14 protein-coding genes are annotated in these 14,559 nt (G+C 60.0%); 7 read left to right on the top strand and 7 right to left on the bottom strand.

All coding sequences use genetic code 11. From position 1 onward, the window contains the following. Window positions 1–19: 19 nt before the first annotated feature. From trmB to K0B93_RS14830, 3 genes are all read right to left on the bottom strand, one after another. Window positions 20–754 carry a tRNA (guanosine(46)-N7)-methyltransferase TrmB gene (gene trmB / locus K0B93_RS14840; protein WP_219867930.1) on the bottom strand — a complete coding sequence of 245 codons (735 nt, stop codon included), beginning with the start codon at window positions 752–754 and terminating at the stop codon, window positions 20–22. Between the two features lie 73 nt (window positions 755–827). Beyond that, window positions 828–2,360, bottom strand: coding sequence for a YifB family Mg chelatase-like AAA ATPase (locus K0B93_RS14835; RefSeq protein WP_219867929.1), 1,533 nt, complete (start codon window positions 2,358–2,360; stop codon window positions 828–830). A gap of 70 nt (window positions 2,361–2,430) precedes the next feature. Continuing rightward, on the bottom strand, window positions 2,431–2,685 hold the full coding sequence (locus K0B93_RS14830) for an accessory factor UbiK family protein (protein ID WP_219867928.1): 255 nt from the start codon (window positions 2,683–2,685) through the stop codon (window positions 2,431–2,433). Between the two features lie 382 nt (window positions 2,686–3,067). Between K0B93_RS14830 and glnK the strand changes: the two genes are divergently transcribed. Next, a complete protein-coding gene (gene glnK / locus K0B93_RS14825) occupies window positions 3,068–3,406 on the top strand; it encodes a P-II family nitrogen regulator (protein ID WP_004578958.1) in 339 nt (112 codons plus the stop codon). 72 nt (window positions 3,407–3,478) lie between these two features. Beyond that, window positions 3,479–4,762: an ammonium transporter gene (locus tag K0B93_RS14820; RefSeq protein ID WP_219867927.1), complete on the top strand. Its 1,284-nt coding sequence runs from the start codon at window positions 3,479–3,481 to the stop codon at window positions 4,760–4,762. Between the two features lie 67 nt (window positions 4,763–4,829). Here the strand turns inward: K0B93_RS14820 and K0B93_RS14815 are convergent, their stop codons facing one another. Continuing rightward, entirely contained in the window at window positions 4,830–5,024 is a 195-nt protein-coding gene (locus K0B93_RS14815) for a DUF6316 family protein (protein WP_219867926.1), read from the bottom strand. A 99-nt stretch (window positions 5,025–5,123) separates the two neighbouring features. Then, entirely contained in the window at window positions 5,124–6,005 is an 882-nt protein-coding gene (speE, locus tag K0B93_RS14810; RefSeq protein ID WP_219868146.1) for a polyamine aminopropyltransferase, read from the bottom strand. A gap of 211 nt (window positions 6,006–6,216) precedes the next feature. On the opposite strand from speE, the gene speA reads away from it, so the two are divergent. Further along, window positions 6,217–8,127: a biosynthetic arginine decarboxylase gene (gene speA, locus K0B93_RS14805; protein ID WP_219867925.1), complete on the top strand. Its 1,911-nt coding sequence runs from the start codon at window positions 6,217–6,219 to the stop codon at window positions 8,125–8,127. Here speA and K0B93_RS14800 read toward each other — a convergent pair. Then, window positions 8,112–9,173: an AraC family transcriptional regulator gene (locus K0B93_RS14800; protein ID WP_219867924.1), complete on the bottom strand. Its 1,062-nt coding sequence runs from the start codon at window positions 9,171–9,173 to the stop codon at window positions 8,112–8,114. The genes speA and K0B93_RS14800 overlap by 16 nt on opposite strands. Window positions 9,174–9,433: 260 nt before the next feature. Here K0B93_RS14800 and K0B93_RS14795 point away from each other — a divergent pair, with 260 nt between their 5' ends. Both K0B93_RS14795 and K0B93_RS14790 read left to right on the top strand, forming a co-directional pair. After that, window positions 9,434–10,033 (top strand): sigma-70 family RNA polymerase sigma factor, encoded by a 600-nt coding sequence (locus tag K0B93_RS14795; RefSeq protein ID WP_285368623.1) that lies wholly within the window; start codon window positions 9,434–9,436, stop codon window positions 10,031–10,033. Then, window positions 10,030–10,668 carry a ChrR family anti-sigma-E factor gene (locus tag K0B93_RS14790; RefSeq protein WP_219867922.1) on the top strand — a complete coding sequence of 213 codons (639 nt, stop codon included), beginning with the start codon at window positions 10,030–10,032 and terminating at the stop codon, window positions 10,666–10,668. The genes K0B93_RS14795 and K0B93_RS14790 overlap by 4 nt, the downstream gene beginning before the upstream one ends. A gap of 68 nt (window positions 10,669–10,736) precedes the next feature. Here the strand turns inward: K0B93_RS14790 and K0B93_RS14785 are convergent, their stop codons facing one another. Then, entirely contained in the window at window positions 10,737–11,480 is a 744-nt protein-coding gene (locus K0B93_RS14785) for an SDR family NAD(P)-dependent oxidoreductase (RefSeq protein WP_219867921.1), read from the bottom strand. Between the two features lie 220 nt (window positions 11,481–11,700). Here K0B93_RS14785 and K0B93_RS14780 point away from each other — a divergent pair, with 220 nt between their 5' ends. Then, window positions 11,701–13,476: an acyl-CoA dehydrogenase C-terminal domain-containing protein gene (locus K0B93_RS14780; RefSeq protein ID WP_219867920.1), complete on the top strand. Its 1,776-nt coding sequence runs from the start codon at window positions 11,701–11,703 to the stop codon at window positions 13,474–13,476. Window positions 13,477–13,750: 274 nt separating this feature from the next. After that, window positions 13,751–14,542, top strand: coding sequence for a tRNA cyclic N6-threonylcarbamoyladenosine(37) synthase TcdA (gene tcdA / locus K0B93_RS14775; protein WP_219867919.1), 792 nt, complete (start codon window positions 13,751–13,753; stop codon window positions 14,540–14,542). Window positions 14,543–14,559: the final 17 nt, after the last annotated feature.

The raw sequence follows: 14,559 nt of genomic DNA, 5'->3' as shown, positions 1-14,559 counted from the left end.
CGGAGTAACCCCTCACCGGTCAGTTGGTGCGATAGAACAGCAGGTCCCGTACCCCGTGTCCGAGTCCTTCCCCGCGTTTCTCGAACTTGGTGATCGGGCGATCGTCTGGCCGCGGTGAAAACTCACCCACGGCCTGGGTATTGGCAAAGCCTTCCGACTCGCTCATCACCTCCATCATGTGCTCGGAGTAGTTCTCCCAGTCCGTCGCCAGGTGCAGAATGCCACCCACCCGCAACTTGTGACGAAGCCGCTGAACAAACTCCGGCTGGATCAGCCGGCGCTTGTGGTGCTTTTTCTTGTGCCAGGGGTCCGGGAAAAACACCATGACCCGATCAAGACAGGCATCCGGCAAATACAGATCGATGACGTCATTGGCGTCAATGTTGTAAATCCGGACATTCTCCAGACCTCGATCTTCCACTTCCTTCAGCAGCGCACCTACCCCGGGTAGGTGAACCTCGACGCCGATGAAATCCTGCTCAGGCGCAGCCTCGGCCATATCGGCCAGGGACTTGCCCATGCCAAACCCGATCTCCAGATTGAGCATGGCATCACGCCCGAACACCTGACGCGGATCGATCATGCCATCCTCTCGGGTCAGGCCGTATTTAGGCCAGCTGCGCTCATACGCTTTCTTCTGGCCCTCGGTCATCCGGCCCTGGCGCAGGACAAAGCTGCGCACCCCTCGACGCATTGTGATCGGCGAATCGGCGACCGCGTCTTTCGGCTCTTGTGGGTCATTCTGGTCGGTCATCTGAAATCCTCAACCGCGAATTGCGGGTCTGATTAAACGGATTGTTGGCGACAGTTTACCAGAGACAACGGACTCAAGAGGACACCAGCGAGTTCTGCCCCTGCCGGCGGTCAAGCTGGCGATACCCCAGCGCTTCGACGAGATGCGCCTGGGCCAGCGCGTCACAACCTTCAAGGTCCGCGAGGGTCCGGGCCACCCTGAGAATGCGGTGCAGCGCTCGCGCCGAAAGCCCCAGCTTCTCCATCGCGCCAGACAACAGGCGCTCACCCGGCCCATCCAGCCGACAGGCCTCGTGCAGAACCCGGCCTGACAAAGCCGAATTCAGATGCCCGCGGGCAGCCTGACGCGATCGAGCCTCAGCAACCCGGGCGACAATCACCGCACTGGATTCCCCCTCCCCGCCCGGTCGCATCAGGAGATCGCCGCTCTGAACCGGCACCTCGACGTGTAAATCGAACCGGTCCAGAAGCGGTCCGGAAATTTTCGATCGGTAGCGCAGAACCTGCTGAGGTGTGCACTGGCACTCAACAGTGGGGTGCCCGCTGAATCCGCACGGGCAAGGGTTCATCGCTCCCACCACCTGGAAAGAGGCGGGGAAACGAACCTGCCGTGCCGCCCGGCTGATGGCAATTTCCCCGGTTTCCATGGGTTCTCGCAGCACCTCAAGCACCCGGCGTTCGAACTCCGGTAACTCGTCGAGGAAAAGTACGCCGCGATGGGCGAGGGAGATCTCCCCTGGCCGGGGACTGCTGCCACCACCAACCATCGCCACGGCGGACGCGGTATGGTGGGGCGCGCGAAACGGAGGCCTGCGCCATCCTTCGGTCCCTGACACCAGGCCCGCAACCGAATGCACACTGGCGACCTCCATGGCGGCTTCATCGCTCAGGGCCGGCAGAATCCCCGGCAGGCGACTGGCCAGCATGCTCTTGCCGGTGCCGGGCGGCCCGAAGAACAGCAGATTGTGGTTTCCGGCCGCGGCCACTTCCAGGGCTCGCCGGGGAACGGCCTGGCCGCGAACATCGGACAGGTCCGGCACGTCCCCGGCCCCCGCCGAATTGAGCCGCGCTGATGCCCTCCCAATCGGGATCAGTCTTGCGCGGGCTGAGAGATGCTCACACACGGTCAGTAGGTGCCCCGCCGCCAGAACATCCTCCTGGCTGGCCAGTGCGGCTTCCTCGGCGTTGGCCTGGGGCACCAGCAGAACACGACCATCGCCGCGGGCTGCGAGCACTGCGGGAAGAATGCCTTTCAGAGGACGGAGTGCACCATCAAGGGACAATTCTCCGACAAATTCCAGCGTACTGAGGCTGTCGGGAGGAAGCTGGCCAGAGGCGGTCAGAATGCCAAGCGCAATGGGCAAATCGAATCGACCACCCTCTTTAGGCAGGTCGGCGGGCGCCAGATTGATGGTGATCCGACGGGCAGGAAACTCAAAACCGGCATTGAGCAGGGCACTGCGAACCCGGTCCTTGCTTTCCCTGACACCGGTTTCCGGCAGACCGACGATGGAGAGTGCGGGCAGGCCACCCGAGAGATGGACTTCGACGGTCACCGCGGGAGCGGATACGCCAATACTGGCGCGGGAATGAACAATAGCAAGCATGACAACCTTCCATGGTCTGTTGGCAGCAGGTGAGATAGTCGGGCGCGGCATCCTGCCGGCCCACTACAGGTTATTGGTCCTGCAGTTTCTGCTCGAGATCAGTAACCCGGCGTTCAAGGGCCTCGACCTTCTCACGGGTCTTCATCAACACGGCCTGTTGGGCATCAAACTCTTCCCGGGTAACCAGTTCCAGGCGAGACAGCACGGCCATCACGGTGGCCCGCGCCTGAGCCTCAAAGTCTTCCCGGGCAGCACGGGCCATATCGGGAACGAACTGGCCAAACTGGCCCTGCAACTGGGAGAAAAAATCCTGCGGACCTTTCACGCATCACCTCGCTGGTTCAAATAATGGACGATCCAGACCAAAGGACAGGGCCTGTAACCGCTTCGCGGGAGTGTATCACACCGCAGCCCCTGCCATACTGTATCCGGTCGACGGTATAATGCCCGACGACGCTCCGACAGAGCCCGCTCTAATTTGGCTCATTCCGGGGTACAGCGCCCATTTTTGGTGCACGCTTTTGCTCCAAACTGGGACAGACATTAGGTAACGCACTGTTATTTAATGTTTTTTTTGCGTTGGCACATACGATGCTACAGGTCTCGCACGCAATCCGCACAATTGGTGTGCGAGGTGGCAGCATCCCGAACTCAGCAAATGGCCGACGGGCCCTCTCTGCTGAGACGGCTATATCAAGGAGAAAGCAATGAAACTTGTGACAGCGATCATCAAGCCTTTCAAATTGGATGATGTCCGTGAGGCACTATCCGAGATTGGAGTGCAAGGCGTAACCGTCACTGAAGTCAAAGGCTTCGGTCGGCAGAAAGGCCACACAGAGCTTTACCGTGGCGCGGAATACGTAGTGGATTTCCTGCCCAAGGTTAAGGTGGAAGTTGCCATCGGCGACAACCTGCTTGACCAGGTCATCGAATCCATCACCAAGGCGGCCAACACCGGCAAGATCGGTGACGGCAAGATCTTCGTGACTGAACTGGAGCAAGCCATCCGGATCCGGACTGGCGAAACCGGCGAAGAAGCGGTCTGATCCAGCTCGAATAAACGAACAGCCAACGCAAAAAAATTTATAACCTGAAAAGCCTCGTGCGGAGGGCTTCACATGGAAAGCAATCTTAATCATATCTTTGAACTGCAGTACGCAATGGACACCTTCTACTTCCTGGTGTGCGGTGCCCTGGTCATGTGGATGGCCGCGGGTTTCGCAATGCTGGAAGCGGGTCTGGTGCGTGCGAAAAACACCACTGAAATCCTGACCAAAAACATCGCCCTGTTCGCCGTTGCCTGCACTATGTACCTGATCTGCGGCTACGACATCATGTACGGCGGCGGTATCTTCCTGAGCGGCATCACCACCGTTGCTGAAATGGACGACGCGGCAGTAGCCGGCGTTCTGGCTGCTTCGACCGAAGCGGGCTTTGGCGACATGGGTGAGTACAGCGGTGCTTCCGACTTCTTCTTCCAGGTGGTCTTCGTTGCCACTGCCATGTCCATCGTTTCCGGTGCGGTCGCCGAGCGCATGAAGCTGTGGGCCTTCCTGGCCTTCGCCGTTGTCATGTGTGGCGTGATCTACCCGATGCAGGGTTCCTGGACCTGGAACGGTGATTCCGTATTCGGTATCTACGAGCTGAGCTACAGCGACTATGCCGGTTCCGGTATCGTTCACATGGCTGGTGCAGCTGCCGCTCTGGCTGGCGTCCTGCTGCTGGGCGCTCGTAAGGGCAAGTACGGCGCGAACGGCCAGATCAAGGCCTTCCCGGGCGCCAACCTGCCACTGGCAACGCTTGGTACCTTCATCCTGTGGATGGGCTGGTTCGGCTTTAACGGTGGCTCTACCCTGAAACTGGGTGGTATCGGCGTCGCCAACGAAGTTGCGAACGTGTTCCTGAACACCAACGCTGCCGCAGCGGGCGGTCTGATCGGCGCGCTGATCGTGGCACGCATCATGTTCGGCAAGGCTGACCTGACCATGGCCCTGAACGGCGCCCTGGCTGGTCTCGTAGCGATCACCGCTGAGCCGGCTGATCCGTCTCCGCTGCTGGCCACCATCATCGGTGCCGTTGGTGGTGTGATCGTGGTCTTCTCCATCGTCACCCTCGACAAGCTGCGTATCGACGATCCGGTCGGTGCCATCTCCGTCCACGGTGTGGTCGGTATCTGGGGCATCTTCGCAGTTCTGCTGTCCGACGCAGACGCGACCTTCATGGGTCAGCTCGTGGGCATGCTCACCATCTTCGTCTGGGTCTTCGGTACCAGCCTCATCGTCTGGGGCATCCTGAAAGCCATCATGGGCATCAGGGTCTCCGAAGAAGACGAGTACGAAGGTGTGGATCTGTCCGAGTGTGGTATGGAAGCCTACCCGGAGTTTGTCAGCACCAAGCCGTAATCCCAGCTGACAGGATCAAAAAGGGCGCCCCTCGGGGCGCCCTTTTTTGTTTCTTGGTTGCGCGTTTTCAGCCTGTACCGCTGTATAGCACATCGTCGGAGTGGCGCAGATACAGCAGCAATTCCATCTGTGCCTCCCTGATATTGTCGAATGGACCTTCGAGCGATCCCTCTCGGGTCTGAAAATACCATTGTCCATTCACCAACTCGAACCGATCACTGCGAAACCAGTGACGTTCTGCCTCACCCTTGCGTACATCCATTTTCCACATCTCCTGCACAGCGAACCACGGCACCACTCACTTTCTGAGCACACCCCTGAGTGTAGCCAAATTGGTCAGGCTGTCGAGTCGACGAGCGCTTCAGGCTTCACCGGGTAGAACGGGATCCTCCAGGGCATCCAGCATGAACTGGGGCATGGCCAGGGCTCCGTTATGAACGCCGGCGTTGTAATAACGCGTCACGAACGGACGGTTGTCGGCGTCCTCCTCTCGGAAGTAGCGGACCGGTTTGTCTTTTCCGGCCATGGTACAACTCCACCAGCCGGTCGGGTACACCGGTTGCGGGAACGGCAGGGTCTGGACATGGTCAAAGCCGGCCTTGCGCATATCCTCGTGGATCGACTTGATGATGGTGTTGGTGTGCAGCAGGGGCGATTCGCTCTGCTGCACGATCAGGCCGCCGTCACGCAGGGCCAGCATCGCGTCGCGATAGAAGTCGAGCGCAAACAGGCCTTCAGCCGGGCCCACCGGATCGGTGCTGTCGATGATAATGAGATCCAGGCTGTTCGGCTCGATATCGCGGATCCACTGGATTCCGTCGCCGAAAAAGAAGTTGGCTCGAGGATCTCCGTTGGATTCGCACAGCTCCGGAAAGTACTTCTCGGACATGCGGGTCACCCGCTCGTCGATCTCCACCTGCCAGGCTTCTTCCACCCCGGGGTGTTTGAGCACTTCCCTCAGGGTGCCGCAGTCACCACCACCGACAATCACCACTTTTTTCGGGTCTTTATGCGTGAACAGGGCCGGATGGGTCATCATCTCGTGATACAGGAAGTTGTCCCGGCTGGTGAGCATCACACAGCCATCCAGTACCATAAGATTGCCGAAGGTCTCGGTTTCATAGATTTCCAGTTTCTGGAACGGGGTCTGCTCTTCATGCAGTTTCTTCTTCACCTGCAGGGAAAAGGCGGTTCCCTGATCCTGAAACACCTCGGTAAACCAGCCTTCGTTCAATGCCGTCATCATGTTTCTCCTGCTGTGGTCCGTAAGCGGGGTCAAAAGGCGTATTGTAGGGATGCCACCCGGGCAGCTAAAGCTTTAATCAACGGGATACGCCACGTATTTTCCACACCCGGTTCTTTTAGCCTGCGTGCGGAATCCATACAATGCGACCTAACAACGGCCTCGGTTACCTGTACCCGGACGGCCCCGGTTTTCTGACAGGATAGCAAGCATGAGTGAATCCAGCGGCACCGCTGCTCACAAGGTCTACAATATCGCCCATTGGAGCGATGGTTACATCGGCGTGAACGAGGAAGGCGAAGTCCTGATTCGCCCGGACCGCGGTCGCAGCCCGGCGCGTATCAACCTGCCGGAACTGACACGCTCGCTGTCGGATTCCGGCGTTCAGCTGCCTGTGCTCATACGTTTTACCGACATCCTCCATGATCGGGTCAACAAGCTGTGTGACGCTTTCAATCGGGTTGCCGCAGACCAGGACTTCCAGGGCCGGTACACAGCGGTCTACCCGATCAAGGTGAACCAGCAGCACCGGGTGGTCGAGGAACTGGTGTCCGCCGAGCCGGCCGCCAGCAAGGGCCAGATCGGACTGGAGGCGGGCAGCAAGCCCGAGCTCATGGCAGTGCTGGCCATGTCCCGCCAGCCAGGCTCGGTGATCGTCTGCAATGGCTACAAGGACCGGGAATACATCCGCCTGGCGCTGATCGGCCAGAAACTGGGCCACCGGGTGTTCATCGTGGTGGAAAAGCAGTCAGAGCTGCCACTGATTCTCAAGGAAGCCAGGGACCTGGACGTTTCCCCCCTGATCGGGGTCCGCGCCCGGCTTGCCACCATCGGCAAAGGCAACTGGCAGAACACCGGTGGCGAAAAATCCAAGTTCGGCCTGTCGGCAAGCCAGGTTCTGGATGTGGTCAACACACTGCGTGACGCCGACGCGCTGGACACCCTGCAGCTGTTGCACTTCCACCTTGGCTCCCAGATCGCGAACATCCGGGACATCCAGACCGGCTTGCGGGAATGTGCCCGCTTCTACAGTGAATTGCGGCAAATGGGGGCGCCCATCGGCACCGTCGACATCGGAGGTGGCCTGGGCGTGGATTACGAAGGCACCCGCTCCCGCAGCAGTTGCTCGATGAATTACAGCGTGCACGAATACGCCTACAACGTCATTCATGTGCTGCAGGCGGAGTGCGACCGGCACGGCCTGCCGCATCCGGACCTGATCAGCGAGTCCGGCCGCGCCCTGACCGCGCACCACTCGGTGCTGGTGACCAACGTGATAGACCGGGAAGTACCGGACAATCGCGACCCGAAGCCTCCCGCTGCCGAAGCCTCAGGCCCGCTGCATGACCTGTGGCGGGACTTGCAAAGCCTTGAGGATGCCGACACGCCCCGGTCGCTGGCGGAGATCTATCACGACGTAATGCACGCCATGGCCGACGTTCACGCCCAGTTCGCCCACGGCCTGCTGTCCCTGCGAGAGCGAGCCGACGCTGAAACCCTCTACACCCGTTGCTGCCGCATGCTCTGCAGCCAACTGGATACCGCCAACCGGGCGCATCGGGAGATCATTGACGAACTGAACGAGAAACTTGCTGAAAAACTGTTCGTGAATTTCTCCCTGTTCCAGTCGCTGCCCGACGTCTGGGGTATTGACCAGATCTTCCCGGTCATGCCCATTAACGGTCTTAACCGACCGCTCAATCGCCGCGCCGTCATTCAGGACATCACCTGCGACTCGGACGGCCGTATCGACCAGTACGTTGACGGCCAGGGCACCGAAACCACCCTGCCGCTCCCGGAGGACCGGCCCGGGGAGCCATTGCTGATGGGGTTCTTCATGACTGGCGCCTATCAGGAAATTCTCGGCGATATGCACAACCTGTTCGGCGACACCCACTCGGTGGACGTACGAATGGGCTCGGACGGCGGCTTCGAAATCGGCAAGCCAATCAACGGCGACACCGTTGCCAAGGTGCTTCGCTATGTGAACTTCGAGCCCGACTCCCTGCTGCAGGCGTATCGGCACAAGTTCCGCGCCAGTGACCTGTCGGAACAAAACCAGACGGCATTGCTTGCCGAACTGGCGGCGGGTCTGGAAGGGTACACCTACCTGGAAGAGTGATCGTCGCCGACCTGGCCGTCCGGGTTGCTCCGCCAGATGCCGGGGGAAACGCCCTGCCACTTCCGGAACGCCCGGCTGAAATTGGAGGGATCGCTGTAACCGAGCGTTTCGGCAATGGCATCGATACCCAGTTCTTTGCGACCCAAAAGTTCCAGCGCCCGCCGATGGCGCAGTCGATCCTGTAACTGCTGAAACCGCAAGCCTTCGCTCGCCAACTGGCGCCTCAACGTCCGTGGCGACACGTGCATCTGGCCCGCAATCTCCTCCAGACCGGGCAACCGCCCGCCCCGGGCCGATTCCAGCGCACGCTCCACCCTTTCCGACACCGAGGTGGCCGCCTCGATGGAGCGCATTTCCTGTTCACACTGGGCCTCTGCCACCCGCCGGGTGACCGGATTGGACAGAGACATCGGCAAGTCGAGGAACCGCCGCTGAAAACGCAGCTGATTGACGCCACAACCGAATTCCAACCGTTGTCCGAACAGGCTCCGGTATACCGAACTGTCTGCCGGCTCGGCAAAGTCCAGCAGACAACGCCCCCCTTCAATCAATCGCTGGCCGAACAGCAGGAGATTGACGTCCATGAGGGAGGCCATCACCACTTCAATATTGAACCGGTAAAGGTCTGCAAATTCGTGTCCAAGCTCAAGCTGCAACACTGCTTCGTCCGCTTCGGTAAAGAAACACAGGTTCATGTAGGCGAAACGGATCCGGAAATACTTGATCAACACCGAGAGCGCCTGCTCTAGGTTGTCACAACTGATAGCGGCCTGGGCCAGGGAGCCATGGGTGGTGAATTTCAGACGGTTACCGAATTCCAGGCCGAGCGTGTCATCGCCGCAACGGTCCAGCGATTCGCGACACAATGCGGTGAACTGATCCACCGTGATGAAATTCTCCGGATGCCCCAGCATCGACGGACGAATCCCGGCCGCCGCAAGCAGGGCCTGCCGTGAAACACCCTTGTCTTCTGCGAGCTGGCACAGTATATCCGCGTAATGGGCACGCATGACCGGCAAGGTGCCGGTGGAGCCTGGGGCTTTCATGGCGTTGGGATACTCCGGACTTGTTGTTTTTCTCAAGCCTAGACCGCCGCTTGAGCTTCGGCAATTACTCCCGAGACGCCTCCCATGCGGCGCTACTGTCACTACTCCGGCCCTCTCTCCGGGATCTTCCGGATTAAATTCAGCGCGGGCTGATCCAGACGAATAAACAGCCCGTAAACACAGAACTGACAAACCCGGGACGAGTGCATAGAATGATGACCAGAACAAGTTCAAATCATGCGACTGTCAAGGAGCGCCCAGTGACCACACTGGAGCACAAACCGGCCAACTCTGAGGGACGAAAGGACCCTTGGAGCCAGCTGCTGCAGAAAGTTGGCAAGAATCAGGATCGAGAGGCCTACCACGCGCTCTTTGAGCACTTCGGCCCCCAGATCAAGTACTACGCCATGGCAAATGGCCTTGCCAGCCATGCGGAAGAGCTCGTGCAGGAGGTGTTCGTGTCCATCTGGCGCCGGTCCTGCCTGTACGACTGGCGCAAGGCAGCGGCTTCCACCTGGATTTTTACCATTGCCCGGAACCAGCGCATCGACATGCTTCGCAAGATGCAGCGCACCAGTGCGGAAATGCCAATAGAGACCGAAGATCTCTGGCAGATCCCGGGTGAAAACGAAAATGAACCGGTGACGTCCCTCCACCGTCTTATGTCGGAACGGCGCATTCGGGAATCCCTGAGCCATTTGCCAGAAGAACAGATCACGGTGATCGCCAAGGTTTACATGGAAAACAAGTCCCACCAGATGGTAGCCGATGAACTGGCGATCCCTCTCGGGACCGTCAAAAGTCGGGTTCGCCTGGCGTTGAACAAATTGAAAGTGATTTTGCAGGACCAGAACGTATGACACGGCATCATCCCGACAGCTTCAGTCTGATGGAGTACAGCGCCGGCAACCTGAGCGAGCCACACGCGCTGTGCATCCGGTTGCACCTGAATGAATGTCCGCAGTGCCGGAGCCGCGTGGATACCCTCGACAGCCTGGGCGCCGTGATGATGGAGTATCAGCCCAAAGTGTCGGTGTCGGAAAACATGTTCGACGACATCCTTGCCAAAATCGACGGCGCGCCGGAAGTGGACCCTTCGATTCCGGCGGTGAAGAAGATGGGCCCGCTGGAAAAGCTGCTTGGCGAAGACATCAACAAGTTGCCGTGGAAGCGTCAACTCGGGGACGTCAGCGTACTGGACATCACCGACCGGTTTCCGGGTCAGCGCGAACAGGTGGTGCTGCAGAAACTGGCTGCAGGTGGTAAGGCGCCGGCCCATACCCATCGCGGGGAAGAGACCACCATCGTGCTCCAGGGTTCGTTCGCGGACCAGAAAGGTGTGTTCAACCAATGGGACTTTGTGGTGCTGACGGATCAGGACGAGCACAAGCCAGTTGCGGTTGGCTGTGAAGACTGCATCACCCTGTCTGTGCTGAGCGCGCCGGTCAAGCTGACCGGCACCTTCACCCGGATGCTCAATCCGTTTATCCGCTAAAGGTGCTGTAAATCTGGCAAGCAAAAAAGGGGGATCACTGATCCCTCTTTTTTTGGGTTTCTACCTGCTCACCAGGGCAATTCTGACCCGTCCCAACTCAAGAAACGGCCGTTATCCCCAGCTCCGACCGCTCGCAACACGTTCAGAAGATGATCGGCGGTCTGCTCCGGGGAATGCACCGTCAGCTGCGCCAGGGACTTTCGAAACGGTTCACTCAGCGCCGACTCGGTGGTGCCCGGATGTAACGCCAGGCAGGCCACGGGCTTGCAGCGCCTGGGCAATTCCACCGCCAGGGTCCGGACCAGCATGTTCAATGCGGCTTTGGAGCTGCGGTAGGCATACCAGCCGCCGAGGCGGTTATCCGTGATGGACCCGACCTTGGCCGACACAGCAGCAATGCGTTTGAGTTCCCGGTGCCGGAGCCAGGGCATCAGCGCACGCACCAGTAGCGCGAACCCCGTAGCGTTCACGGCAAAAGCCCGGCCCATGGCATCGGCGGACAGATCCTCCAGCCGTTTCTCGGGGAACATGTTGTCCGAATGCAGCAACCCGGCTGCGTATACCAGAGTGTCTATCCCCTCGCCCGCCGGAATCACGGATGACAGCGCTTTCGTGACGGAGGCGAGCGACCCACTGTCGACGGCATCCCAGGCCGCCAGCGTAACCCTATCGGCTTCCTGGAGAGCGGCAGGGGCCCGGTCCGGGACCCGGCACAAGCCGACAACCTGACTGTCCGGATTCTGATCCAGCATGGCCTGAGCCAGTGCTGCGCCAATTGCCCCCGACACACCTGCGATAACCACTCGCTTCATGTTGCTCCCCTCAAGTAACGACCATAGCGGCCCCTTGCCTGTCGCAAAGGGCATTGAGTCAGTCTCCCGAAGAGATACGAAAAAATAATCGGCTGGACCGCATTGCCCTGTGAACCGTCGCATTAAAACACTCGTATGAATCGGGTGTTTGACAAAGTTACAGGTGTTGGGCAGACCGCCCGACACCGCCACAAGAGAAACACGGTGAGGAGAGTATTCCATGCAATACCAGGCTCCAGCGAACGACATTCGCTTCCTGCTGTTTGACGTCCTGGGCGCGGACCGGCTCCACGAACTGGAGAAGTACGCCGACGCCACACCAGACCTGATCTCCGCGGTCATTGACGAGGCCGGAAAACTGGCGGCGGAAGTGATCCAGCCAACGAACCAGATTGGCGACCGTGAAGGGTGCAGCTACGATCCCGAGACCCACGCGGTCACCACGCCCGAAGGTTTCAAGGAAGCCTACCGGAAATTTGTTGAAGGTGGGTGGACCGCGCTGGACGCACCCCTGGAGTTTGGTGGTCAGGGTCTGCCCCACACCCTGAAGTTCGTGGTTGACGAGATGATCTGCTCCACCAACCTCTCCCTGGGCATGTATCCGGGCCTGACCCACGGCGCCATCAGCGCCCTGTACGCCCATGGCTCCAACGAGCTGAAGCAGGCTTACCTGGAAAAACTGATTTCCGGCGAATGGACGGGCACCATGTGTCTGACCGAACCCCAGTGCGGCACCGACCTGGGCCTGATCCGTACCCGCGCGACCCCGAACGACGACGGCAGCTACGCCATTGAAGGCACCAAGATCTGGATCACCGGCGGCGAGCACGATCTGGTGGACAACATCGTGCATCTGGTGCTGGCCAAGCTCCCCGGCGCCCCCAATACCACCAAAGGCATCTCCCTGTTCGTGGTACCCAAGTTCCTGCCGGACACCGGCGAGCGCAACCCGGCCTTCTGCGGCGGGCTGGAACACAAGATGGGCATTAAAGGGTCGGCCACCTGCGTCATGAACTTCGAAGGCGCCAAGGGCTGGCTGGTGGGTGAGCCCAACGACGGCATGCGCGCCATGTTCACCATGATGAACGAAGCCCGGCTGATGGTCGGCATGCAGGGCCTGGGTCTGGCCGAAATGGCCTACCAGGAGAGCCTCGGCTTCGCCCGAGAGCGGCTGCAGAGTCGTTCATTGAGCGGTCCCAAGAATCCGGACGGCCCAGCCGACCCGATCATCGTGCATCCGGATGTACGCCGCATGCTCATGCGTCAGAAAGTTCTGAACGAAGGCATGCGGGCGCTGGCGCTGTTCACCGGTCATCATCTGGACCTTTCCGTTGCTCACCCGGATGACGCCGTCCGCGAGTCCTCGGACGACCTGGTGCAACTGCTGACACCGGTCGTGAAGGCGTTCCTGACCGATGAGGGTTTCAACAACGCCAACACCGGCCTGCAGGTGCTCGGCGGATCCGGCTTCACCACCGACTGGCCGCTGGAACAGCTGGTTCGCGATGGCCGGATCGCGCGCATCTACGAGGGCACAAATGGCATTCAGGCCATGGACCTGGTGGGCCGGAAGCTGAGCCTGAAGGGCGGACAGCTGGTCCGGACGCTGTTCGGAGTGCTGACCGGCTACCTCAAGGACAATCCCGAGGCCCCGTATCGGGAAGCGTTGCAGGGCGCGATAAAGTCTCTGGAAGACGCGACCATGTGGCTGGCCAGCAATGCCCCCCAGGATCCGGAACAGGCCGGCGCGGCGGCGACGCCGTATCTCCGGCTCATGGCCCTGACCGTGATCGGGTACCTCTGGTCCCGCATGGCCGGTGTCGCCAGGCAGCAACTGGAATCCGACGCTGCCAACAAGCCGCTACTGGAGAGCAAGCTGGTCTCGGCCCGCTTCTATTTCGAGAAGCTGGCGCCGGAAACCCAGTGGTTGCTGGGCGACATCAAGACCGGCAAGGACAGTTTGATGGCATTTGACGACGGTCACTGGTCCGCATAAGGGAAACTGCAGCTCGGGGCTTCCCGGCGCCTGACCGGAAATGACCGATGCTTGGCATTTTCTGACCTTCATCGGGAACGATCAGAGTTCAATAATGACCGGGTTGATTAGTGTCTCTGAACTAGTCCTGCCCATGCTTCTTCGGACTGGGCACCCTTGAAAGCCACGCACTGCGTGGCTTTTTTTTGACGGCTTTTCGGTCTGGCCCGGGGCTGGGTTACAATTGCGCTCTTTGATTCCGTCCGGCTTCGCACCGGACCCGACCGGAGGCCGCATGAACGCCGACGATTACGCATTCCGCTTCGGCGGTATTGAACGACTGTACGGACGTCGAGCCCTCGATGCTTTCCGAGGCGCCCACATTGCCATCGTCGGTCTGGGCGGCGTGGGTTCCTGGGCCGCGGAATCCCTGGCCCGCAGTGGTGTTGGCACTCTCACCCTGATCGATATGGACGACATTTGCGTCTCCAACACCAACCGCCAGCTACATGCCCTGGAACAGCAGTACGGCCGCACCAAGACGGACGCCATGGCGGAGCGCCTGAGGGCCATCAACCCCCATGCGGACATCCGCGTCCATTTCGGTTTCCTGACCACCAAAAACGTCGCCGATCTGATCGGCCCGGACATGACCGGCGTTATCGATGCCATCGACAGCGTAAAAGCCAAGGCCGCGCTCATTGCCCACTGCCAGCGGCGCAAGCTGCCAATCGTCTGCGCCGGGGGCGCTGGTGGCCAGATGGATCCGACCCAGATTCAGGTCGCAGACCTCAGCAAGACCACACAAGACCCACTTCTCGCCAAGGTTCGTAACCTGTTGCGCCGCGAATATGGCTTTTCCCGCAACCCGAAACGTCGCTTCGGCATCGAAGCCGTATACTCACTGGAGCAGCTGACGTATCCTGCCGGTGACGGCGAGGTGTGCCTGCAAAAGCCCGCCACCGACGGCCCGGTGCGCCTTGATTGCGCCTCGGGTTTCGGGGCTGCAAGCCCGGTCACCGCGAGTTTTGGATTTTTTGCTGCATCCCGGCTGCTCAACCGTATGGCAAGGCGTGCCAACCAATAACCCAAAAGGATCTGCTC

This window comes from Marinobacter sp. F4218 (genome assembly GCF_019443085.1).
In the GTDB taxonomy this organism is placed as follows: domain Bacteria; phylum Pseudomonadota; class Gammaproteobacteria; order Pseudomonadales; family Oleiphilaceae; genus Marinobacter; species Marinobacter albus.
Note: the sequence above shows the minus strand (reverse complement) of the source record. Positions and strands in the feature narration are given on the sequence as shown.

What these genes read in the sequence shown, in the direction of transcription:
- tcdA (WP_219867919.1), top strand. Translation starts at nt 13,751, where the DNA reads ATGAACGCCGACGATTACGCATTCCGCTTCGGCGGTATTGAACGACTG.
- K0B93_RS14800 (WP_219867924.1), bottom strand. Translation starts at nt 9,173, where the DNA reads ATGAAAGCCCCAGGCTCCACCGGCACCTTGCCGGTCATGCGTGCCCAT.
- K0B93_RS14815 (WP_219867926.1), bottom strand. Translation starts at nt 5,024, where the DNA reads ATGGATGTACGCAAGGGTGAGGCAGAACGTCACTGGTTTCGCAGTGAT.
- speA (WP_219867925.1), top strand. Translation starts at nt 6,217, where the DNA reads ATGAGTGAATCCAGCGGCACCGCTGCTCACAAGGTCTACAATATCGCC.
- K0B93_RS14820 (WP_219867927.1), top strand. Translation starts at nt 3,479, where the DNA reads ATGGAAAGCAATCTTAATCATATCTTTGAACTGCAGTACGCAATGGAC.
- K0B93_RS14785 (WP_219867921.1), bottom strand. Translation starts at nt 11,480, where the DNA reads ATGAAGCGAGTGGTTATCGCAGGTGTGTCGGGGGCAATTGGCGCAGCA.
- trmB (WP_219867930.1), bottom strand. Translation starts at nt 754, where the DNA reads ATGACCGACCAGAATGACCCACAAGAGCCGAAAGACGCGGTCGCCGAT.
- K0B93_RS14780 (WP_219867920.1), top strand. Translation starts at nt 11,701, where the DNA reads ATGCAATACCAGGCTCCAGCGAACGACATTCGCTTCCTGCTGTTTGAC.
- speE (WP_219868146.1), bottom strand. Translation starts at nt 6,005, where the DNA reads ATGACGGCATTGAACGAAGGCTGGTTTACCGAGGTGTTTCAGGATCAG.
- K0B93_RS14835 (WP_219867929.1), bottom strand. Translation starts at nt 2,360, where the DNA reads ATGCTTGCTATTGTTCATTCCCGCGCCAGTATTGGCGTATCCGCTCCC.
- glnK (WP_004578958.1), top strand. Translation starts at nt 3,068, where the DNA reads ATGAAACTTGTGACAGCGATCATCAAGCCTTTCAAATTGGATGATGTC.
- K0B93_RS14790 (WP_219867922.1), top strand. Translation starts at nt 10,030, where the DNA reads ATGACACGGCATCATCCCGACAGCTTCAGTCTGATGGAGTACAGCGCC.